Annotated in this window: 17 protein-coding genes; 9 read left to right on the top strand and 8 right to left on the bottom strand. The window is 49.6% G+C overall.

Features of this window, described 5'->3' with window-relative positions:
* The first annotated feature begins 190 nt into the window (after nucleotides 1–190).
* Entirely contained in the window at nucleotides 191–2,866 is a 2,676-nt protein-coding gene (gene acnA, locus A9587_RS14245) for an aconitate hydratase AcnA (protein ID WP_001516489.1), read from the top strand.
* Between the two features lie 63 nt (nucleotides 2,867–2,929).
* On the opposite strand, the gene ribA is transcribed toward acnA, so the two are convergent.
* A complete protein-coding gene (ribA, locus tag A9587_RS14240; protein ID WP_001176295.1) occupies nucleotides 2,930–3,520 on the bottom strand; it encodes a GTP cyclohydrolase II in 591 nt (196 codons plus the stop codon).
* Between the two features lie 169 nt (nucleotides 3,521–3,689).
* On the opposite strand from ribA, the gene pgpB reads away from it, so the two are divergent.
* The 5 genes from pgpB to yciH all read left to right on the top strand — a co-directional run bounded on the left by pgpB (nucleotide 3,690) and on the right by yciH (nucleotide 7,343).
* A complete protein-coding gene (gene pgpB, locus A9587_RS14235; protein WP_105263577.1) occupies nucleotides 3,690–4,454 on the top strand; it encodes a phosphatidylglycerophosphatase B in 765 nt (254 codons plus the stop codon).
* A gap of 148 nt (nucleotides 4,455–4,602) precedes the next feature.
* Complete coding sequence (gene lapA, locus A9587_RS14230; RefSeq protein ID WP_000876278.1) at nucleotides 4,603–4,911, top strand: lipopolysaccharide assembly protein LapA; 309 nt, start codon at nucleotides 4,603–4,605, stop codon at nucleotides 4,909–4,911.
* 6 nt (nucleotides 4,912–4,917) lie between these two features.
* Nucleotides 4,918–6,087, top strand: coding sequence for a lipopolysaccharide assembly protein LapB (gene lapB / locus A9587_RS14225; RefSeq protein WP_000891363.1), 1,170 nt, complete (start codon nucleotides 4,918–4,920; stop codon nucleotides 6,085–6,087).
* A gap of 192 nt (nucleotides 6,088–6,279) precedes the next feature.
* Nucleotides 6,280–7,017 (top strand): orotidine-5'-phosphate decarboxylase, encoded by a 738-nt coding sequence (pyrF, locus tag A9587_RS14220; protein WP_000176253.1) that lies wholly within the window; start codon nucleotides 6,280–6,282, stop codon nucleotides 7,015–7,017.
* Entirely contained in the window at nucleotides 7,017–7,343 is a 327-nt protein-coding gene (gene yciH / locus A9587_RS14215; RefSeq protein WP_001516486.1) for a stress response translation initiation inhibitor YciH, read from the top strand. Before pyrF ends, yciH begins: the two co-directional genes overlap by 1 nt.
* A gap of 127 nt (nucleotides 7,344–7,470) precedes the next feature.
* Here the strand turns inward: yciH and osmB are convergent, their stop codons facing one another.
* From osmB to A9587_RS14200, 3 genes are all read right to left on the bottom strand, one after another.
* Nucleotides 7,471–7,689, bottom strand: a complete 219-nt coding sequence (gene osmB, locus A9587_RS14210) for an osmotically-inducible lipoprotein OsmB (RefSeq protein ID WP_000498252.1) — start codon at nucleotides 7,687–7,689, stop codon at nucleotides 7,471–7,473.
* A 268-nt stretch (nucleotides 7,690–7,957) separates the two neighbouring features.
* Nucleotides 7,958–8,707: a DNA-binding transcriptional regulator YciT gene (gene yciT / locus A9587_RS14205; RefSeq protein ID WP_105263576.1), complete on the bottom strand. Its 750-nt coding sequence runs from the start codon at nucleotides 8,705–8,707 to the stop codon at nucleotides 7,958–7,960.
* 88 nt (nucleotides 8,708–8,795) lie between these two features.
* Entirely contained in the window at nucleotides 8,796–8,969 is a 174-nt protein-coding gene (locus A9587_RS14200; RefSeq protein ID WP_001288366.1) for a YciZ family protein, read from the bottom strand.
* A gap of 38 nt (nucleotides 8,970–9,007) precedes the next feature.
* Here A9587_RS14200 and A9587_RS25065 point away from each other — a divergent pair, with 38 nt between their 5' ends.
* The gene (locus A9587_RS25065; RefSeq protein ID WP_214678595.1) at nucleotides 9,008–9,136 is read left to right on the top strand and encodes a hypothetical protein; all 129 of its coding nucleotides are present in this window, start codon (nucleotides 9,008–9,010) and stop codon (nucleotides 9,134–9,136) included.
* Here the strand turns inward: A9587_RS25065 and pdeR are convergent.
* Nucleotides 9,118–11,103, bottom strand: coding sequence for a cyclic di-GMP phosphodiesterase (gene pdeR, locus A9587_RS14195; protein ID WP_000849463.1), 1,986 nt, complete (start codon nucleotides 11,101–11,103; stop codon nucleotides 9,118–9,120). The genes A9587_RS25065 and pdeR overlap by 19 nt on opposite strands.
* Nucleotides 11,104–11,156: 53 nt before the next feature.
* On the opposite strand from pdeR, the gene A9587_RS14190 reads away from it, so the two are divergent.
* The gene (locus A9587_RS14190; RefSeq protein ID WP_000323866.1) at nucleotides 11,157–11,279 is read left to right on the top strand and encodes a hypothetical protein; all 123 of its coding nucleotides are present in this window, start codon (nucleotides 11,157–11,159) and stop codon (nucleotides 11,277–11,279) included.
* Between the two features lie 62 nt (nucleotides 11,280–11,341).
* Here A9587_RS14190 and A9587_RS14185 read toward each other — a convergent pair whose 3' ends face one another.
* The 3 genes from A9587_RS14185 to fabI form a co-directional block, all read right to left on the bottom strand.
* Nucleotides 11,342–13,276 (bottom strand): exoribonuclease II, encoded by a 1,935-nt coding sequence (locus tag A9587_RS14185; RefSeq protein ID WP_000484960.1) that lies wholly within the window; start codon nucleotides 13,274–13,276, stop codon nucleotides 11,342–11,344.
* A gap of 67 nt (nucleotides 13,277–13,343) precedes the next feature.
* Nucleotides 13,344–14,483: a CMD domain-containing protein gene (locus tag A9587_RS14180; protein WP_105263575.1), complete on the bottom strand. Its 1,140-nt coding sequence runs from the start codon at nucleotides 14,481–14,483 to the stop codon at nucleotides 13,344–13,346.
* 142 nt (nucleotides 14,484–14,625) lie between these two features.
* Nucleotides 14,626–15,414, bottom strand: coding sequence for an enoyl-ACP reductase FabI (fabI, locus tag A9587_RS14175; RefSeq protein WP_000506507.1), 789 nt, complete (start codon nucleotides 15,412–15,414; stop codon nucleotides 14,626–14,628).
* Nucleotides 15,415–15,837: 423 nt separating this feature from the next.
* On the opposite strand from fabI, the gene A9587_RS14170 reads away from it, so the two are divergent.
* Entirely contained in the window at nucleotides 15,838–16,404 is a 567-nt protein-coding gene (locus A9587_RS14170; RefSeq protein ID WP_105263574.1) for a TetR/AcrR family transcriptional regulator, read from the top strand.
* Nucleotides 16,405–16,545: the final 141 nt, after the last annotated feature.

Raw genomic sequence — 16,545 nt, 5'->3', positions numbered from 1 at the left:
GCCCCGTACGTACGGTGGTGTGGGAGGAAGCTGATCGTGAGATCAGCTCCTATCCCGATTTATCCCTGTAAGGCCTCTCCTCTTTTATCAATTTGGGTTGTTATCAAATCGTTACGCAGTGTTTGTGTTATCTTTAATATTCACCCTGAGGAGAATCAGGGTATCGCAACCCTGTCATTAAGGAGGAGCTATGTCGTCAACCCTACGAGAAGCCACTAAGGACACGTTGCAGGCTAAAGATAAAACCTACCATTACTACAGTCTGCCGCTTGCTGCCAAATCACTGGGCGATATTACCCGTCTGCCTAAGTCACTCAAAGTTTTGCTCGAAAACCTGCTGCGCTGGCAGGATGGCAACTCTGTTACCGAAGAAGATATACATGCGCTGGCAGGATGGCTGAAAAATGCCCATGCTGACCGTGAAATCGCTTACCGTCCGGCAAGAGTGCTGATGCAAGACTTTACCGGCGTGCCTGCTGTCGTTGACCTTGCGGCGATGCGTGAAGCGGTAAAACGTCTCGGCGGCGATACCGCGAAGGTGAACCCGCTCTCACCCGTCGATCTGGTGATTGACCACTCGGTGACCGTCGATCGGTTTGGTGATGATGAGGCCTTCGAGGAAAACGTGCGCCTGGAAATGGAGCGCAACCACGAACGTTATGTATTCCTGAAATGGGGACAGCAGGCATTCAGTCGTTTTAGGGTGGTGCCGCCAGGCACTGGGATTTGCCATCAGGTTAACCTCGAGTATCTCGGTAAAGCGGTGTGGAGCGAATTGCAGGGCGGTGAGTGGATTGCTTACCCGGATACGCTTGTCGGCACCGACTCGCACACCACGATGATCAACGGTCTTGGCGTGTTGGGGTGGGGTGTTGGTGGGATCGAAGCGGAAGCAGCAATGTTAGGTCAGCCGGTTTCCATGCTTATCCCGGATGTTGTGGGCTTTAAACTCAGCGGAAAATTACGTGAAGGTATCACCGCCACAGACCTGGTTCTTACCGTCACTCAGATGCTGCGTAAACATGGCGTAGTGGGTAAATTCGTCGAATTTTACGGCGATGGACTGGATTCGCTGCCGCTGGCAGATCGCGCGACGATTGCCAACATGTCACCGGAGTACGGCGCGACCTGCGGCTTCTTCCCAATAGATTCGGTTACCCTCGATTACATGCGTTTAAGTGGACGCAGTGAAGATCAGGTCGAACTGGTCGAAAAATACGCCAAAGCGCAAGGAATGTGGCGTAACCCGGGCGATGAACCGATTTTTACCAGTACATTAGAACTGGATATGAATGACGTTGAAGCCAGTCTTGCCGGACCAAAACGGCCGCAGGATCGCGTTGCGCTGGCAGATGTACCAAAAGCTTTTGCCGCCAGTAACGAACTGGAAGTGAATGCCACGCATAAAGATCGCCAGCCCGTCGATTATGTTATGAACGGGCATCAGTATCAGTTGCCTGATGGCGCAGTGGTTATTGCCGCAATAACATCGTGTACCAACACGTCTAACCCCAGCGTGTTGATGGCTGCCGGGTTGCTGGCGAAAAAAGCCGTAACTCTGGGGCTGAAACGACAACCGTGGGTTAAAGCGTCGCTGGCTCCCGGCTCGAAAGTGGTTTCTGACTATCTGGCAAAAGCCAAACTGACACCGTATCTCGATGAACTTGGCTTTAATCTTGTAGGCTATGGCTGTACAACCTGTATCGGTAACTCTGGCCCATTACCCGATCCTATCGAAACGGCGATCAAAAAAGGTGATTTAACCGTTGGAGCGGTGCTGTCTGGTAACCGTAACTTTGAAGGGCGTATTCATCCACTGGTTAAAACCAACTGGCTGGCCTCGCCGCCGCTGGTTGTTGCTTATGCGCTGGCGGGCAATATGAACATCAACCTCGCTTCCGATCCACTTGGACATGATCGCAAAGGCGATCCGGTATATCTGAAAGATCTCTGGCCATCAGCACAAGAAATTGCTCGCGCGGTTGAGCAAGTCTCAACAGAAATGTTCCGTAAAGAATATGCGGAAGTTTTTGAAGGCACGGCGGAGTGGAAAGAGATTAACGTTGCGCGATCAGATACCTACGGATGGCAGGATGATTCGACCTATATTCGGTTATCGCCTTTCTTTGATGAGATGCAGGTAACACCAGCGCCAGTGGAAGACATTCACGGTGCGCGAATCCTGGCAATGTTGGGGGATTCGGTTACCACTGACCATATTTCTCCGGCAGGCAGTATTAAGCCCGACAGCCCGGCAGGGCGATATTTGCAGGGTCGTGGCGTTGAGCGTAAAGACTTTAACTCCTACGGTTCGCGGCGTGGTAACCATGAAGTGATGATGCGCGGCACGTTTGCCAATATTCGCATTCGTAACGAAATGGTGCCTGGCGTTGAAGGAGGGATGACGCGCCATTTGCCTGCCAGCGAGGTTGTCTCTATTTACGATGCAGCGATGCGCTATAAGCAGGAGAAAACACCGCTGGCGGTGATTGCCGGGAAAGAGTATGGATCTGGTTCCAGCCGTGACTGGGCAGCAAAAGGTCCGCGTCTGCTCGGTATTCGTGTGGTTATTGCCGAATCGTTTGAACGTATTCACCGTTCGAATCTAATTGGTATGGGTATTCTGCCGCTGGAGTTCCCTCCAGGCGTGACGCGTAAAACGTTAGGGCTGAGCGGGGAAGAAAAGATTGATATTACCGATCTACAAAGTCTACAACCGGGCGCGACGGTTCCGGTGACGCTAACGCGAGCGGAGGGGAGTCAGGAAGTTGTGCCGTGCCGTTGTCGTATCGACACCGCGACGGAATTAACCTATTACCAGAACGACGGTATTTTGCATTATGTCATTCGTAATATGTTGAAGTAACTGTGCTTTACTTGCCGGATGAGGGGCATCCGGCAAGCAGGCCGAATTTGCATTAAACGAGGATTATTTGTTCAGCAAATGGCCCATTTTTTCCGCTTTGGTATCGAGATAATGCTCGTTATTTGGGTTACGACCGACAATCAACGGCACGCGTTCAACAATGTTAATCCCTGCTTCGGTCAGAATTTCGACTTTTTTCGGGTTGTTGGTTAACAGACGGACTTCGTTGACACCAAGTAACTTGAACATATCGGCGCAAAGAGTGAAATCGCGTTCATCAGCGGCGAAGCCTAACTGGTGATTAGCCTCTACGGTATCGTAGCCTTGATCCTGCAACGCGTAAGCGCGAATTTTATTCAGCAGACCAATGTTACGTCCTTCCTGACGGTGATACAGCAAAATACCACGGCCTTCTTCGGCTATTTGTGTCAGTGCCGCTTCAAGCTGGAAGCCACAATCGCAGCGCAAGCTGAACAGGGCGTCACCGGTCAGACATTCGGAATGGACGCGCGCAAGTACCGGGGTATGCCCGGAAATATCGCCATAGACTAGCGCGACATGATCGTGTCCGGTTGCCAGTTCTTCAAATCCCACCATCAGGAAATCGCCCCAGGGGGTTGGCAGTTTAGCTTCTGCCACACGTTTAAGCTGCATGAAATTCTCCAGATAATGCTGGTTCTGTATCGGCTTATTTTGCCATAACGCGAAGGTGTTCACCTAATCACGACGCGTCAATCGTTCACTGAATGGCACAAATCTGTCAATTTTTCCAGGTCAGAGCATTTTCAGTTATGATTGTGAGACTTATAAGGAAGGAGAGACCATGCGTTCGATTGCCAGACGTACCGCAGTTGGAGCAGCACTATTACTTATCATGCCGGTAGCGGTATGGATTTCTGGCTGGCGTTGGCAACCTGGAGATCAAAGTTGGCTGTTAAAAGCGGCCTTTTGGGTCACTGAAACCGTCACTCAGCCCTGGGGCGTCATTACGCATCTTATTTTATTCGGCTGGTTTCTCTGGTGTCTGCGTTTTCGCCTCAAAGCCGCAGTTATGTTATTTGCTATTCTGGCAGCGGCAATTCTTGTCGGACAGGGAGTTAAATCCTGGATCAAAGGTAAAGTTCAGGAGCCACGCCCTTTTGTTATCTGGCTGGAAAAAACACATCATATTCCGGTTGATGAGTTCTACACTTTAAAGCGAGCAGAGCGCGGTAATTTAGTGAAAGAACAGTTGGCTGAAGAAAAAAATATCCCGCAATATTTACGTTCTCATTGGCAGAAAGAGACGGGGTTTGCCTTTCCTTCCGGCCACACGATGTTTGCCGCCAGTTGGGCCTTGCTCGCCATTGGGCTGTTGTGGCCACGTAGGCGAACTTTAACCATTGCGCTCTTGCTGGTCTGGGCAACGGGAGTAATGGGAAGCCGCTTGCTGCTGGGGATGCATTGGCCGCGCGATCTGGTGGTGGCTACGTTGATTTCGTGGGCGCTGGTGGCGGTGGCAACCTGGCTCGCGCAACGTATTTGTGGGCCATTAACACCACCGCCGGAAGAAAATCGTGAGATAGCGCAGCGAGAACAAGAAAGTTAAAACTGGTTGAATTTCCGAATTTAACCCTCAAATCATCAACAATGATTGTGGCTACCATTTCGCAGACGTCGTGAAAATGGTACTTTAAAGGGCTATTGCGGTAAGTTGACCATAATTTATTCGCTCTAACCACATAACGGGAAGTAATGTGAAATATTTACTCATTTTCTTACTGGTGTTAGCGATTTTTGTGATTTCTGTCACGTTAGGTGCGCAGAATGATCAGCAGGTAACGTTTAATTATCTGTTAGCGCAAGGGGAGTATCGTATCTCTACTTTGCTGGCGGTATTGTTTGCTGCGGGGTTTGCTATCGGTTGGTTGATTTGTGGCCTGTTCTGGCTGCGAATTCGTGTTTCTCTGGCACGCGCTGAACGTAAAATAAAGCGACTGGAAAACCAGCTTTCACCTGCGACTGGCGTGGCGGTAGCGCCTGATTCGTCAGTAGCGAAGGAATAACTTTCTATGCTGGAGTTGTTGTTTCTGCTCTTGCCTGTAGCCGCTGCCTATGGCTGGTATATGGGCCGCAGAAGTGCGCAACAAAACAAGCAAGATGAAGCCAACCGCCTGTCACGTGATTACGTAGCAGGGGTTAACTTCCTGCTTAGTAATCAACAGGACAAAGCGGTGGATCTGTTCCTCGATATGCTGAAAGAGGATACAGGCACCGTTGAAGCCCACCTTACGCTCGGAAACTTATTCCGTTCGCGTGGCGAAGTCGATCGCGCTATTCGTATTCATCAAACCTTAATGGAAAGTGCCTCGTTGACCTATGAGCAGCGTCTGCTGGCAATTCAGCAACTGGGGCGTGATTACATGGCGGCGGGTTTATACGATCGCGCGGAAGATATGTTTAATCAACTGACTGATGAAACCGACTTCCGAGTTGGCGCATTGCAACAACTGTTGCAAATCTATCAGTCCACCAGTGAATGGCAGAAAGCAATTGATGTTGCAGAACGCCTGGTGAAGCTTGGTAAAGATAAACAGCGAGTCGAAATCGCCCATTTCTACTGTGAATTAGCCCTTCAGCACATGGCCAGTGACGATCTCGATCGCGCTATGGCCTTGTTGAAAAAAGGGGCGGCAGCCGACAAAAACAGCGCCCGCGTGTCCATTATGATGGGACGTGTTTTCATGGCAAAAGGGGAGTACGCAAAAGCGGTCGAGAGCCTGCAACGCGTTATCTCCCAGGACAGAGAGCTGGTCAGCGAAACGCTGGAAATGCTGCAAACCTGCTATCAGCAACTGGATAAAACTGCCGAATGGGCAGAGTTTCTCCAGCGTGCGGTGGAGGAGAATACGGGGGCAGATGCTGAACTGATGCTTGCCGACATCATTGAAGCGCGCGATGGCAGCGAAGCCGCACAGGTCTATATTACGCGCCAGCTACAACGCCATCCGACGATGCGCGTGTTCCACAAGTTGATGGATTACCACCTTAACGAAGCGGAAGAAGGGCGCGCCAAAGAGAGCCTGATGGTGTTGCGTGACATGGTGGGCGAGAAGGTGCGTAGTAAGCCGCGTTACCGCTGCCAGAAGTGTGGTTTTACTGCATACACGCTTTACTGGCATTGTCCATCCTGCCGTGCCTGGTCAACCATTAAACCGATTCGTGGCCTGGATGGACTGTAATTTATAAAAAAAACTATCTTTAGTTACAACATACTAATGGTTATTTTTACAAATAGCTTCGGTAACGCCTGAGCAGAAAAAGACTGGCAGGGGGAAAATCGTAACTGTTAATTTTTTATTTCCACGGGTAGAATGCACGCCGTTTACCTGTTTTGCGCCACTTCCGGTGCCCATCATCAAGAAGGTCTGGTCATGACGTTAACTGCTTCATCTCCTTCCCGCGCTGTTACTCATTCTCCTGTTGTTGTTGCCCTTGATTATAATAATCGTGACGCTGCGCTGGCGTTTGTCGACAAGATCGACCCACGCGATTGCCGTCTGAAAGTAGGCAAAGAGATGTTTACCCTGTTTGGGCCGCAGTTTGTTCGTGAACTGCAACAACGTGGTTTTGATATCTTCCTCGACCTGAAATTCCACGATATTCCCAATACCGCAGCGCACGCCGTGGCAGCGGCGGCTGACTTAGGCGTGTGGATGGTAAACGTTCATGCCTCTGGCGGCGCACGTATGATGACCGCAGCACGTGAGGCGTTGGTTCCGTTTGGCAAAGATGCGCCGCTATTAATCGCTGTGACTGTACTCACTAGTATGGAAGCTAGCGATCTGGCCGATCTTGGTGTGACACTGTCACCGGCAGATTATGCAGAGCGTCTGGCGGCGCTGACGCAAAAATGCGGCCTTGACGGTGTTGTGTGTTCAGCCCAGGAAGCTGTGCGGTTTAAACAAGCATTTGGTCAGGATTTCAAACTGGTGACGCCGGGTATTCGCCCGCAGGGGAGCGACGCTGGCGATCAGCGCCGCATCATGACCCCGGAACAGGCGCTGGCGGCAGGCGTTGATTATATGGTGATTGGTCGCCCGGTAACGCAATCGGCGGCCCCGGCGCAAACGCTGAAAGCGATCAACACCTCGTTACAACGGAGTGCATGATGAGTGATTCTAACAGCCGTCTGGTCTACTCAACGGAAACTGGACGTATTGATGAACCCAAAGCGACCCCTGTACGACCAAAAGGCGACGGAGTGGTGCGCATCCAACGGCAAACCAGTGGGCGTAAAGGTAAGGGCGTATGCCTGATTACCGGCGTCGATCTCGATGATGCCGAACTGATAAAGCTGGCGGCTGAACTGAAGAAAAAATGCGGCTGCGGCGGGGCAGTAAAAGATGGAATTATCGAAATCCAGGGGGATAAGCGTGATTTATTAAAATCACTGCTTGAAGCGAAAGGGATGAAGGTAAAACTCGCAGGCGGTTAACAAAAAAAGCCACGGAAATATTTTCGTGGCTTTCGTTTATTTCACTGTGTGTATTATTCAGTTATTTCGTACTGAACAGAGTCAAGCGTATTATAATAGCGAGTTGCTAATCGACATTTATTTACGATTATTTACCGACCTGGTGACCGATAATACCACCAACTGCTGCACCACCTAATGTACCCAGCGTGCTGCCATCAGTCAGTACTGCACCGCCTAAAGCCCCTGCACCTGCACCGATTGCGGTGTTTCGGTCCCGTTTAGACCAGTTAGAACAGGCACTTAGAGACATTGCCAGTGTAATTGCCAGAACAGCCGCGGTCATTTTTTTGCTCGTTACAAACATAATACTCTCTCCTGAATTTATGATTCACGGAAGTAAGCTCTCTATAACTATAATAGTTCAGAATAGGCCATGTAAAATTATTCCGTGAAATCCTCTCGCGCGCAGGGTTATATCACGCAGGTGATAGTGACTTCCTGTTATATCGCTGATAATAAGTTTATAACGTTAGGGTGTTAATAACAGGTAAATAGTCTTAATTATCAACCAGGAATCATCTTAGTGCGGATGATTTGCGTTAGAGCAAATCATCCGTAAGGAAGGAAAGTGATTATATGTCAACGACGTGAACGATTAATTTACGGTGTTCCAAAGACATCAGATCGCTGGCGCTAATCTTTGAATCGGTTATAACGCGTTTGATTCTCTCAACAGGGCCGATGGAGTAAGAATGTACGGCACCAAACTTTGAGCTGTCAGTCAGGACAATGGTTTCGCACTCTTTTTCCAGTACAGCATTGACCACATCGGTACGCATCATGTCGCGACCTGTAAACCCGGTTTCAGGTTGCCAGCCATCGATACCAATAAATGCCTTACTGAAATGCACCTGTTGGATACACTGACGTGTCAGAGGACCAACCATACTTTCGCTTTTTTTCTGGTACACACCGCCAAGTAAAATGACTTCACAAGGGGCGTCTTTCAATAAATGCGCTATATAGCTGCTGACCGTAATGATGGTGACATTTTTCTTTTGCTCACCCAATGTGCGGGCCAGAAGGGCATTACTGCTGCCATTCTCGATAAAGATGGTTTCTCCCGCTTGAACCAGTGAGGCGGCAAACTCAGCGAGTTCACGTTTCAGCGTATAATTATTCATCATACGGGTTTCGACATCATCGCTATCAAGCGAAACAGCAAAACCATGTGCACGGCGTAGATAGCTAAGTTTTTCGAGGGTGTTGAGATCCTGGCGGATAGTAACTTCGGAAACTCCAGTGGCTTTCGCCAGATCGGTTACGCTAACCTGACCCTGGTCAATGACCATCTGTAGAATAGTTTGTTGTCGGGAATTCATCGCTGTAATTCTTATAACGTTATAATACTCAATAAAAAATGCTGACGCGCCGGGCATCCTTAAATAGGGAAAACTGAAAGCACGATTGTTAAATCTCCCATGGTGCCTTCGGGATGTCTGGCGTAGATGCAGCAACCTGGCGCAAGAGTTCTGCTTTAAGTATCTCAAGATTATGGATCGCAGAGTGGTAATCGCCTGCCACAAGGATATCTAACACAATATCAATACGTTCGGCAACGCGCTGGGCATCAAATTCAGACATCAAGGGTATCCTTAAGGCAAAAAAGGTGAAAATAAATAATGCAAAAATTGCCGCTAAAAGAGAAGTGCTTAACGGCAAAGGTTAATTATCATTCACGAATACGATATGTAATGGAATTATATACCGTTAAATATATATATTCGTCTCTTTATGCGCGTTTCAGATAACGTTTATACCAGCGTTCAAACGCTACGGCGGGCATCGGTTTGGCAAACAAGAATCCTTGTCTCTCATTGATGCCGTTTTTGGTTAAAAAAGCATCTTCTTTTGCGCTTTCTACGCCTTCGGCAATAACCTGCAGGTTCAAGGCCTGAGCTACGGCGACAATTGCCCGTACCAGCGACTGTGAGACAGGTTGTTTGTGAATATCACGGACAAAAACCTGGTCGAGTTTAATGGCATCGATAGGAAATCGTGCCAGTTGAGAAAGGGAAGAGTAGCCAGTGCCGAAATCATCCAGGTGAACCTGTGCGCCTAATTGACTGAACTGCTGAATAACGGAAAGCGCCAGCTCGTCGTTTTCAATCAGGCAGCTTTCAGTCAGCTCGACATCAATAGGGCAATACTCAAATTTAAGTTCCTGGAGTACCTGTTTCAGGTCAGTGAAAATAGTTTGATCAGCGAGTTGGCGTGCTGAGACATTGACTGCCACCCGAAGATTGATGCCTTTATCTCGCCATTTTGCCACCTGGCGAACGACGTCAAGAATAACCCAACGACCCAGAGGCACAATCAGACCGGACTCTTCCGCATAGGAAATAAAGTCCAGTGGGGGAATTAGTCCGCGTTCGGGCGACTGCCAGCGTACCAGAGCTTCCAGACTGCGCACTTCACCGCGCCAGGTGATTTTCGGTTGATAGTGAATAACTAACTGATCGTTTTCCAGTGCTTTACGCAGGTTGGTATCCAACCACAGATATTCAAATACCCGTTGATTCATTTCCGGTGAAAAAACGCAAAATTGCCCTCGACCGCCTTCTTTGGCACTGTACATTGCCGTATCGGCGTGGCGAATAATTGCCGCACTGTCTGGGCCATGTTGCGGTGAAAGTGAAATACCGATCGAACAGCCAGTATAAACTTCGATTAAACCAATGCGAAAAGGCTGACGCAGGCGGGTCAAAATCCGCGATGCCATTGCTTCCAGGGCACTTTGTGAGGTGTTTGGTGCGAGTACCAGAAATTCATCGCCGCCAGAGCGCGCCAGTACCTGATCCGGCTCAAGACAGCTTAAAATGGCCAGTGAAACCTCGCGTAACAACTGGTCGCCAAACAAATGCCCGTAGGCATCGTTCACTTTTTTAAAATTGTCTAAATCGAGATAAACCACGCCGACTTTACTTTCATCCACCTGATTAATGGCGTGATCGATTAATTCCTGCATAGCGTTACGATTCGGCAGCCCTGTAATGCTGTCGGTGTTAGCCAGAATTCGCAAGCGCTCCTGGGCGTGGCGTTCTTCGGTGATATCGGTGCCGGAGCAGATTAAATAGATCTCATTTTTGCCGCTGCCGCTATGCACGAATTTGTTGCGAAACAGAAACAGCCGCTGGCCTTTACGCGTGGGTATCCAGATTTCTACCTCATATGCATTGCCGTTTCGAAAAAATCCACGGTTATTGCGCATGGATGCCGCAGCTTCACGACGACTCATAAACAGTTTAAACACACTTTGCCCGATGACATCGTGTTCTTTCAGCCCCGTGTACTCTTCACATAACCGGTTAAAACGCTGGATATTTCCCCGACTGTCCAGAATCACTATTGCAGAGTGGGCTTCAGAAACCACTTGTTCTGCAAAGGACAGTCCGTGTGATAAATCACGAGCTACCGCCGGTGTGTCATGCCATGCTGACGCGTTTCCACCCCATTCACGCTTATTGATTTTTCGTCCCACCAGATGAACAGAAAGATCACTCTCATCGACTGTCAGGCTCATCATCAGGCTGGAGGTGATAACCGTCATTTCCCGGATACGAGCAGCCTGTTCGGCAGATAACTGCAGAGTACGTTCAGGTTCCGTTGTTTCGGTGGCGGAAAAACGCAAAACATCACTGTTTTCCGACAACCGCCAGTATGGGTTGTGCGATCCGAGAAAGTTGTACAACGTTGTGGACTCCCTAATGGTTTTCATGATGCATACCCTCCGGTTAACAGCGGAGTCCCGCAGTTAAATGAACGGTTCATATGGCTTACATGAAATTAATGGCGGTTAAACGTATTGTTTTTTTTATATATTTATTTGTAATCCAGTTTTGGGAAAACGCCAGTTTTCAAACGGATGTCATTAAAAAAAATCTGCTGAGATAAACGAATGTGGGGGAAGGGAAAAGCAAACGGCCCATCCGTAATGAATGGGCCGTAAAAAGAGATTACGCGACAGGGCGCGCAATAATGCTGCGGGTTTCCATGCGTACTTCGGCAATGGTGACGTCGATAACGTCGGTTACTTTGTAAACTGTTTCACCTTTAATTTGTACGGTGCCGTTTTCCTGACTGCAAACCAGCTCATCGCGCACGGCGTGTAAGAACGGTGCAGGGATAAAGGCGATAGCGCCGTTATCGACCAGACGCACACGCATACCGCCCCGGCTGATATCGACGATTTCTGCCGCAAAACGGGTGTCAGTGCCCGCTTTGTCTTTCAGGAAACGCGCGTACAACCAGTCCCCGACATCACGTTCTGCCATCCGGTTGAGACGACGACGCTCTGCCATTTGGGTGGTGATCTCATCCTGCGGACGCGTCGCCGTTTCGCCTTTGATGATCGCTTTCAGCAAACGATGGTTGATCATGTCGCCATACTTGCGAATTGGTGAAGTCCAGGTGGCATACGCTTCCAGACCGAGGCCAAAGTGAGGACCCGGTTCGGTGCTGATTTCCGCAAAAGACTGAAAACGGCGAATGCGGCTGTCGAGGAAGCCAGTCGGTTGCGCATCCAGCTCACGACGCAGTTTGCAGAAACCGTCCAGTGTGAGCACTTCTTCGGCATCAACATGCAGGCCATGCGTTTTCAGCAATGCTGCCAGCGCCTCGGCATTTGCCGGATCAAAGCCCATATGCACGTTATAGATACCGAAACCGAGCTTATCGCGCAGCACGCGGGCCGCACAAATGTTAGCGGCGATCATCGCTTCTTCGACAATACGGTTAGCAATACGGCGTGGTTCAGCGACGATATCCAACACTTCACCTTTTTCACCGAGAATAAAACGGTAATCCGGGCGATCTTTAAACACCAACGCATGGTTATTACGCCATTCGCCGCGACGCTGGCAAATTTGCGCTAACAGGCGGATTTGTCCGGCAATCGCATCACTTTCTGGCTGCCAGTCGCCGGTGTTTTCCAGCCAGTCGGAAACCTGGTCATAAACCAGTTTGGCTTTGGATTCGATGGTAGCGGCAAAAAATTCGATGTTGTCTTCAATGGTGCCATCAGCAGACAACGTCATCCGACATGCCAGTACCGGGCGCACTTCATTGGCACGCAGTGAGCAGAGATCGTCAGAAAGCTCGCGCGGCAGCATCGGGATGTTGAAGCCTGGCAGATAGTTGGTGAATGCGCGAATTTTCGCTGCTTTGTCCAGCTTGCTGCCTTCGGCAATCCACGCGGTTGGATCGGCAATTGCGACAATTAACTGCAGTTTGTCATCCGGTAACGCCTTCGCGAAGAGGGCATCATCCATATCTTCCGTGCTGGCACTGTCGATGGTGACAAAGTCCAGCGCGGTGAGATCTTCACGAACCAAACCCTCATCGAGCATTTCGGTGGCGACGCCATCTGGTGCTTCTTTTTCCAGGTTATGGCGCGCCAGGGTTACCCACCAGGGCACGAAGTGGTCATCACCAAAAGTGATGTATTGAGTCAGGTCAGCATAGAAAGAACGATCGCCTTTCAGCGGATGGCGGCGCATTTCGGCAACCGCCCAGTCGCCTTCTTTAAACTCATGATTCAGCCCGCGGGCAGCGCGGCAAGGAATAGCGTCTTTTAAGAGTGGATGATCAGGCACGATGGCCAGACGGTCATTCTTGCCCTGAACTTTACCCACGAAACGAGTCAGAAACGGTTCAACCAGTTCTTCTGGCTCTGCGGATTCACGATCTTTTTCACTGTGGATCACCGCGATAATTCGGTCGCCATGCATGACTTTTTTCATCTGCGGCGGCGGAATGAAATAACTTTTCTGTGCGTCGACTTCCAGGAAGCCAAAGCCTTTTTCAGTGGCTTTTACCACCCCTTCAGCGCGGGGCGTCTGGGAGTGCAGTTGCTGTTTAAGCTGCGCTAGCAGCGGGTTGTCCTGAAACATAATTGTCTATTTTGGTGGCCATTAGAGCGGCTGACAGTTTTACGCGATTCTGCCTGACGCAGCAAGGTTAATGTGTCTCACCCAACGCGATTTTTAAGCGATTTATCCAACCACAAAACCCGCTCCATACCAGCAGATTGATAACCTGCGCTGATGATGTTTCATGTTCGAGTAACGGGCTAAACTGGGCGGCGCTAAAGCGATCGGGTGCTCGTGTCAGCCATTGTATCGCCTGAACCGTAGCACGCTCAACAAAATGGCAGTCAGCCCACTGGTTTATTTCGTTTTCGCCCTGACGCAGAATGGATATTGCTTCTTTATATTCAAATGTTGAATGTATGAGAGAGGTGAAACAGGCAGCACTGCCGTTAATTCGTGCGCTGAGTAAAGCAGCAAGTTGATGGCTGGATTTTGTTGTTACCAACGGGCTGGATAACAACGCCACAAAGAGTGAAAACGAGGCAGGATGCAGATTCAGGATTGCTGCCAGTTGGCGAAGTTCAGAGCCTGGCAACAGGAGAGCATTCGTCTCTTGCTCTCCAGAGAATTTTTCCCCTTCGTAGCAGGCACGCCAGCCGGTTGATACTTCAGCAAAAAGTGAGCTGTCAGCGTAGCTTTGCACGTCCAGACCGGGTAACCAGCGTACAGGTTGTCCAAGATAAGCCTGAAAAGTCGCAATTGCTCGCGCCTGAAAACCAACAAAACCAATAATTTGATTGATAATCACACAGTCCCGGGCGGTAAGCCCGACATCGTGAAGATGCTGGCGCGATCGGTTGTCGATAATCGATGGAGAGCCGGCCAGTTGACGGGCATATTGCGTGATTTGTGCCAGACGATGATTACTTTCCCTGGAGGAGTCTGGTCCGGGAAGCGGTGTCAGACGCGCGGAATAGTAGTTGCATAAACGCTGGACGCCGCAGACCTGAGCAACGGTCAGAGCGGTCGACAGGCGTTCATAGGCGGTGAATGTCTGTAAATGGGTCACCGCAAGCTGATTGGGAAATAGCTCTACAGCAAGAGTACGCGCCGGGATCAGCCACGAATGAAAGGGATCAAGTGTTTCTTCGTCAAGGATCACGTCGAGCAGAAAAGGATCGGTAACCTGTGCAGCTTCCGGAACCAGAGGCAGAACGTCATGTTCTGCAGTGCTGGATTGCGTTTCGTGATACCAGTGGCTTTTGCCTGAACTGTGGCGTTGTTCCATGGGCGTTCCTTGGTCATAACGGAAATCGTTATCCTGACGCAAGGCGGAGAGGGGAGAAAGACGGATCGGTGATAACAAATATCAGAAAGGTATAACAGAGAAATGGGCGGCGCAACGCCGCCCATCATTACCCACAGAACGATTATTTCAGTTCCAGCTCGTTCATTGCAGCGATGCTGAAACCGCCGTCAACGTGAACCACTTCACCGGAGATACCGGCAGAGAGATCGGAACACAGGAACGCTGCGGAGTTACCCACATCCTCAATGGTAACCGTACGACGAATCGGAGTAACCGCTTCGCAGTGTGCCAGCATTTTACGGAAGTCTTTGATGCCAGAAGCGGCCAGAGTGCGGATCGGGCCAGCAGAGATGGCGTTAACACGCACACCTTCCGGACCCATCGCGTTAGCCATATAGCGCACGTTCGCTTCCAGAGACGCTTTCGCCAGACCCATAACGTTGTAGTTCGGGATAGCGCGCTCAGCGCCCAGATAGGAAAGAGTCAGCAGGGCAGAACCCGGATTCAGCATAGAACGGCAAGCTTTTGCCATTGCAACGAAGCTGTAAGAGCTGATGTCGTGGGCAATTTTGAAGCCTTCACGAGTCACGGCGTTAACATAGTCGCCATCCAGCTGATCGCCAGGTGCAAAACCAATAGAGTGTACGAAACCGTCAAATTTCGGCCAGACTTTACCCAGTTCTGCGAACATGGTGTCGATGCTGGCATCTTCGGCAACATCGCACTGCAGAACGATGCTGGAACCTAATTGAGCGGCAAATTCTTCTACGCGGCCTTTCAGTTTATCGTTCTGGTAGGTGAATGCCAGTTCAGCTCCTTCGCGGTGCATCGCCTGAGCGATACCGTAGGCGATGGACAGTTTACTGGCAACACCGGTTACCAGAATGCGCTTACCGGAAAGAAAACCCATAGCTTTAATCCTTATTGTTGATGCTTGTTGTGCCTGAAAATCAGGCGATTCGTCGTTTTAGTAAACAGTACGAACAGATAAACGGTTATTATAATCAACCTGGCTGTGGGTGGCTATAGTTGCGCTTTCTGTACGGGGGAGAAGCTACAGTACAGAACATTTTGTTCTATCTGATCCTGACATCTTCAGGGGCAGGTTATGGGAATATCTCATAGAATCTGGCGACAACACGTCGCTGCCTTTCTCTGATGAACTGACATCAACGTAATATTTCAACCATCTTCACAGAATCTCCACAATCTCTTCATTATCAGAATATGCATCATGAATAAGATAAAAATACTTTCCATTACTTTGGAGAAACGTATAATTAGCCAAAATGAGAATGATCATTCTCACCAAGTGGAAGGCCAGGAGACAGAAATGACTAGCAAGCTGGAGATACGTCACAAACAGCGCCAGGATGAAATCATCAACGCCGCCCGTCGGTGTTTTCATCGCTGCGGTTTTCATGCCGCCAGTATGTCGCAAATTGCCAGCGAAGCTCAGCTTAGCGTCGGGCAGATCTACCGTTACTTCGCCAATAAAGACGCCATTATTGAAGAGATGGTTCGCCGTATCATCGACTTTCGTATTGCTCAGATGGACATTGACGCGCGTACCGATCGCTTCCCGGAAGTCCTTGCCTTGCGGAAATCCTTAAATGAAGACGACGACGCGTTGATGCTGGAAGTGGCCGCAGAAGCAACACGCAACCCGCGGGTGATGGCAATGCTCGAGGAAGCTGACGCCAGAATGTTCGCTAACGGTTGTGCGCATATGAAAAGAATGCATCCCCATCTTAGCGATGAGCACATTCGTTGTTGCGTTGAGGTGCTCGCCACTATGATGGAAGGTACGGTTTATCGTCGTTTAACACCGCAAAAAAGCGATCCACAACGTCTGCAGGAAATATATCAGGATATTATTAATATGTTGATAAATAAATAAGAACAGAATTAACCGATAGCGGGGGATATTAATCCCCCTTATTTCATTGCGAAATTTATTTCGCGATGCGGGTTCGTTATATCTGAATATCCCTGACATATCCTCATTAATTTTAATGAGGAGGGTATTGTTCACCCTGGA

It is taken from the genome of Escherichia sp. MOD1-EC6162 (assembly GCF_002965125.1).
Classification (GTDB): Bacteria; Pseudomonadota; Gammaproteobacteria; order Enterobacterales; family Enterobacteriaceae; genus Escherichia; species Escherichia marmotae.
Note: the sequence above shows the minus strand (reverse complement) of the source record. Positions and strands in the feature narration are given on the sequence as shown.

What these genes read in the sequence shown, in the direction of transcription:
- acnA (WP_001516489.1), top strand. Translation starts at nt 191, where the DNA reads ATGTCGTCAACCCTACGAGAAGCCACTAAGGACACGTTGCAGGCTAAA.
- ribA (WP_001176295.1), bottom strand. Translation starts at nt 3,520, where the DNA reads ATGCAGCTTAAACGTGTGGCAGAAGCTAAACTGCCAACCCCCTGGGGC.
- pgpB (WP_105263577.1), top strand. Translation starts at nt 3,690, where the DNA reads ATGCGTTCGATTGCCAGACGTACCGCAGTTGGAGCAGCACTATTACTT.
- lapB (WP_000891363.1), top strand. Translation starts at nt 4,918, where the DNA reads ATGCTGGAGTTGTTGTTTCTGCTCTTGCCTGTAGCCGCTGCCTATGGC.
- pyrF (WP_000176253.1), top strand. Translation starts at nt 6,280, where the DNA reads ATGACGTTAACTGCTTCATCTCCTTCCCGCGCTGTTACTCATTCTCCT.
- yciH (WP_001516486.1), top strand. Translation starts at nt 7,017, where the DNA reads ATGAGTGATTCTAACAGCCGTCTGGTCTACTCAACGGAAACTGGACGT.
- osmB (WP_000498252.1), bottom strand. Translation starts at nt 7,689, where the DNA reads ATGTTTGTAACGAGCAAAAAAATGACCGCGGCTGTTCTGGCAATTACA.
- yciT (WP_105263576.1), bottom strand. Translation starts at nt 8,707, where the DNA reads ATGAATTCCCGACAACAAACTATTCTACAGATGGTCATTGACCAGGGT.
- A9587_RS14200 (WP_001288366.1), bottom strand. Translation starts at nt 8,969, where the DNA reads ATGTCTGAATTTGATGCCCAGCGCGTTGCCGAACGTATTGATATTGTG.
- A9587_RS25065 (WP_214678595.1), top strand. Translation starts at nt 9,008, where the DNA reads ATGCAAAAATTGCCGCTAAAAGAGAAGTGCTTAACGGCAAAGGTTAAT.
- pdeR (WP_000849463.1), bottom strand. Translation starts at nt 11,103, where the DNA reads ATGAAAACCATTAGGGAGTCCACAACGTTGTACAACTTTCTCGGATCG.
- A9587_RS14190 (WP_000323866.1), top strand. Translation starts at nt 11,157, where the DNA reads ATGGCTTACATGAAATTAATGGCGGTTAAACGTATTGTTTTTTTTATA.
- A9587_RS14185 (WP_000484960.1), bottom strand. Translation starts at nt 13,276, where the DNA reads ATGTTTCAGGACAACCCGCTGCTAGCGCAGCTTAAACAGCAACTGCAC.
- A9587_RS14180 (WP_105263575.1), bottom strand. Translation starts at nt 14,483, where the DNA reads ATGGAACAACGCCACAGTTCAGGCAAAAGCCACTGGTATCACGAAACG.
- fabI (WP_000506507.1), bottom strand. Translation starts at nt 15,414, where the DNA reads ATGGGTTTTCTTTCCGGTAAGCGCATTCTGGTAACCGGTGTTGCCAGT.
- A9587_RS14170 (WP_105263574.1), top strand. Translation starts at nt 15,838, where the DNA reads ATGACTAGCAAGCTGGAGATACGTCACAAACAGCGCCAGGATGAAATC.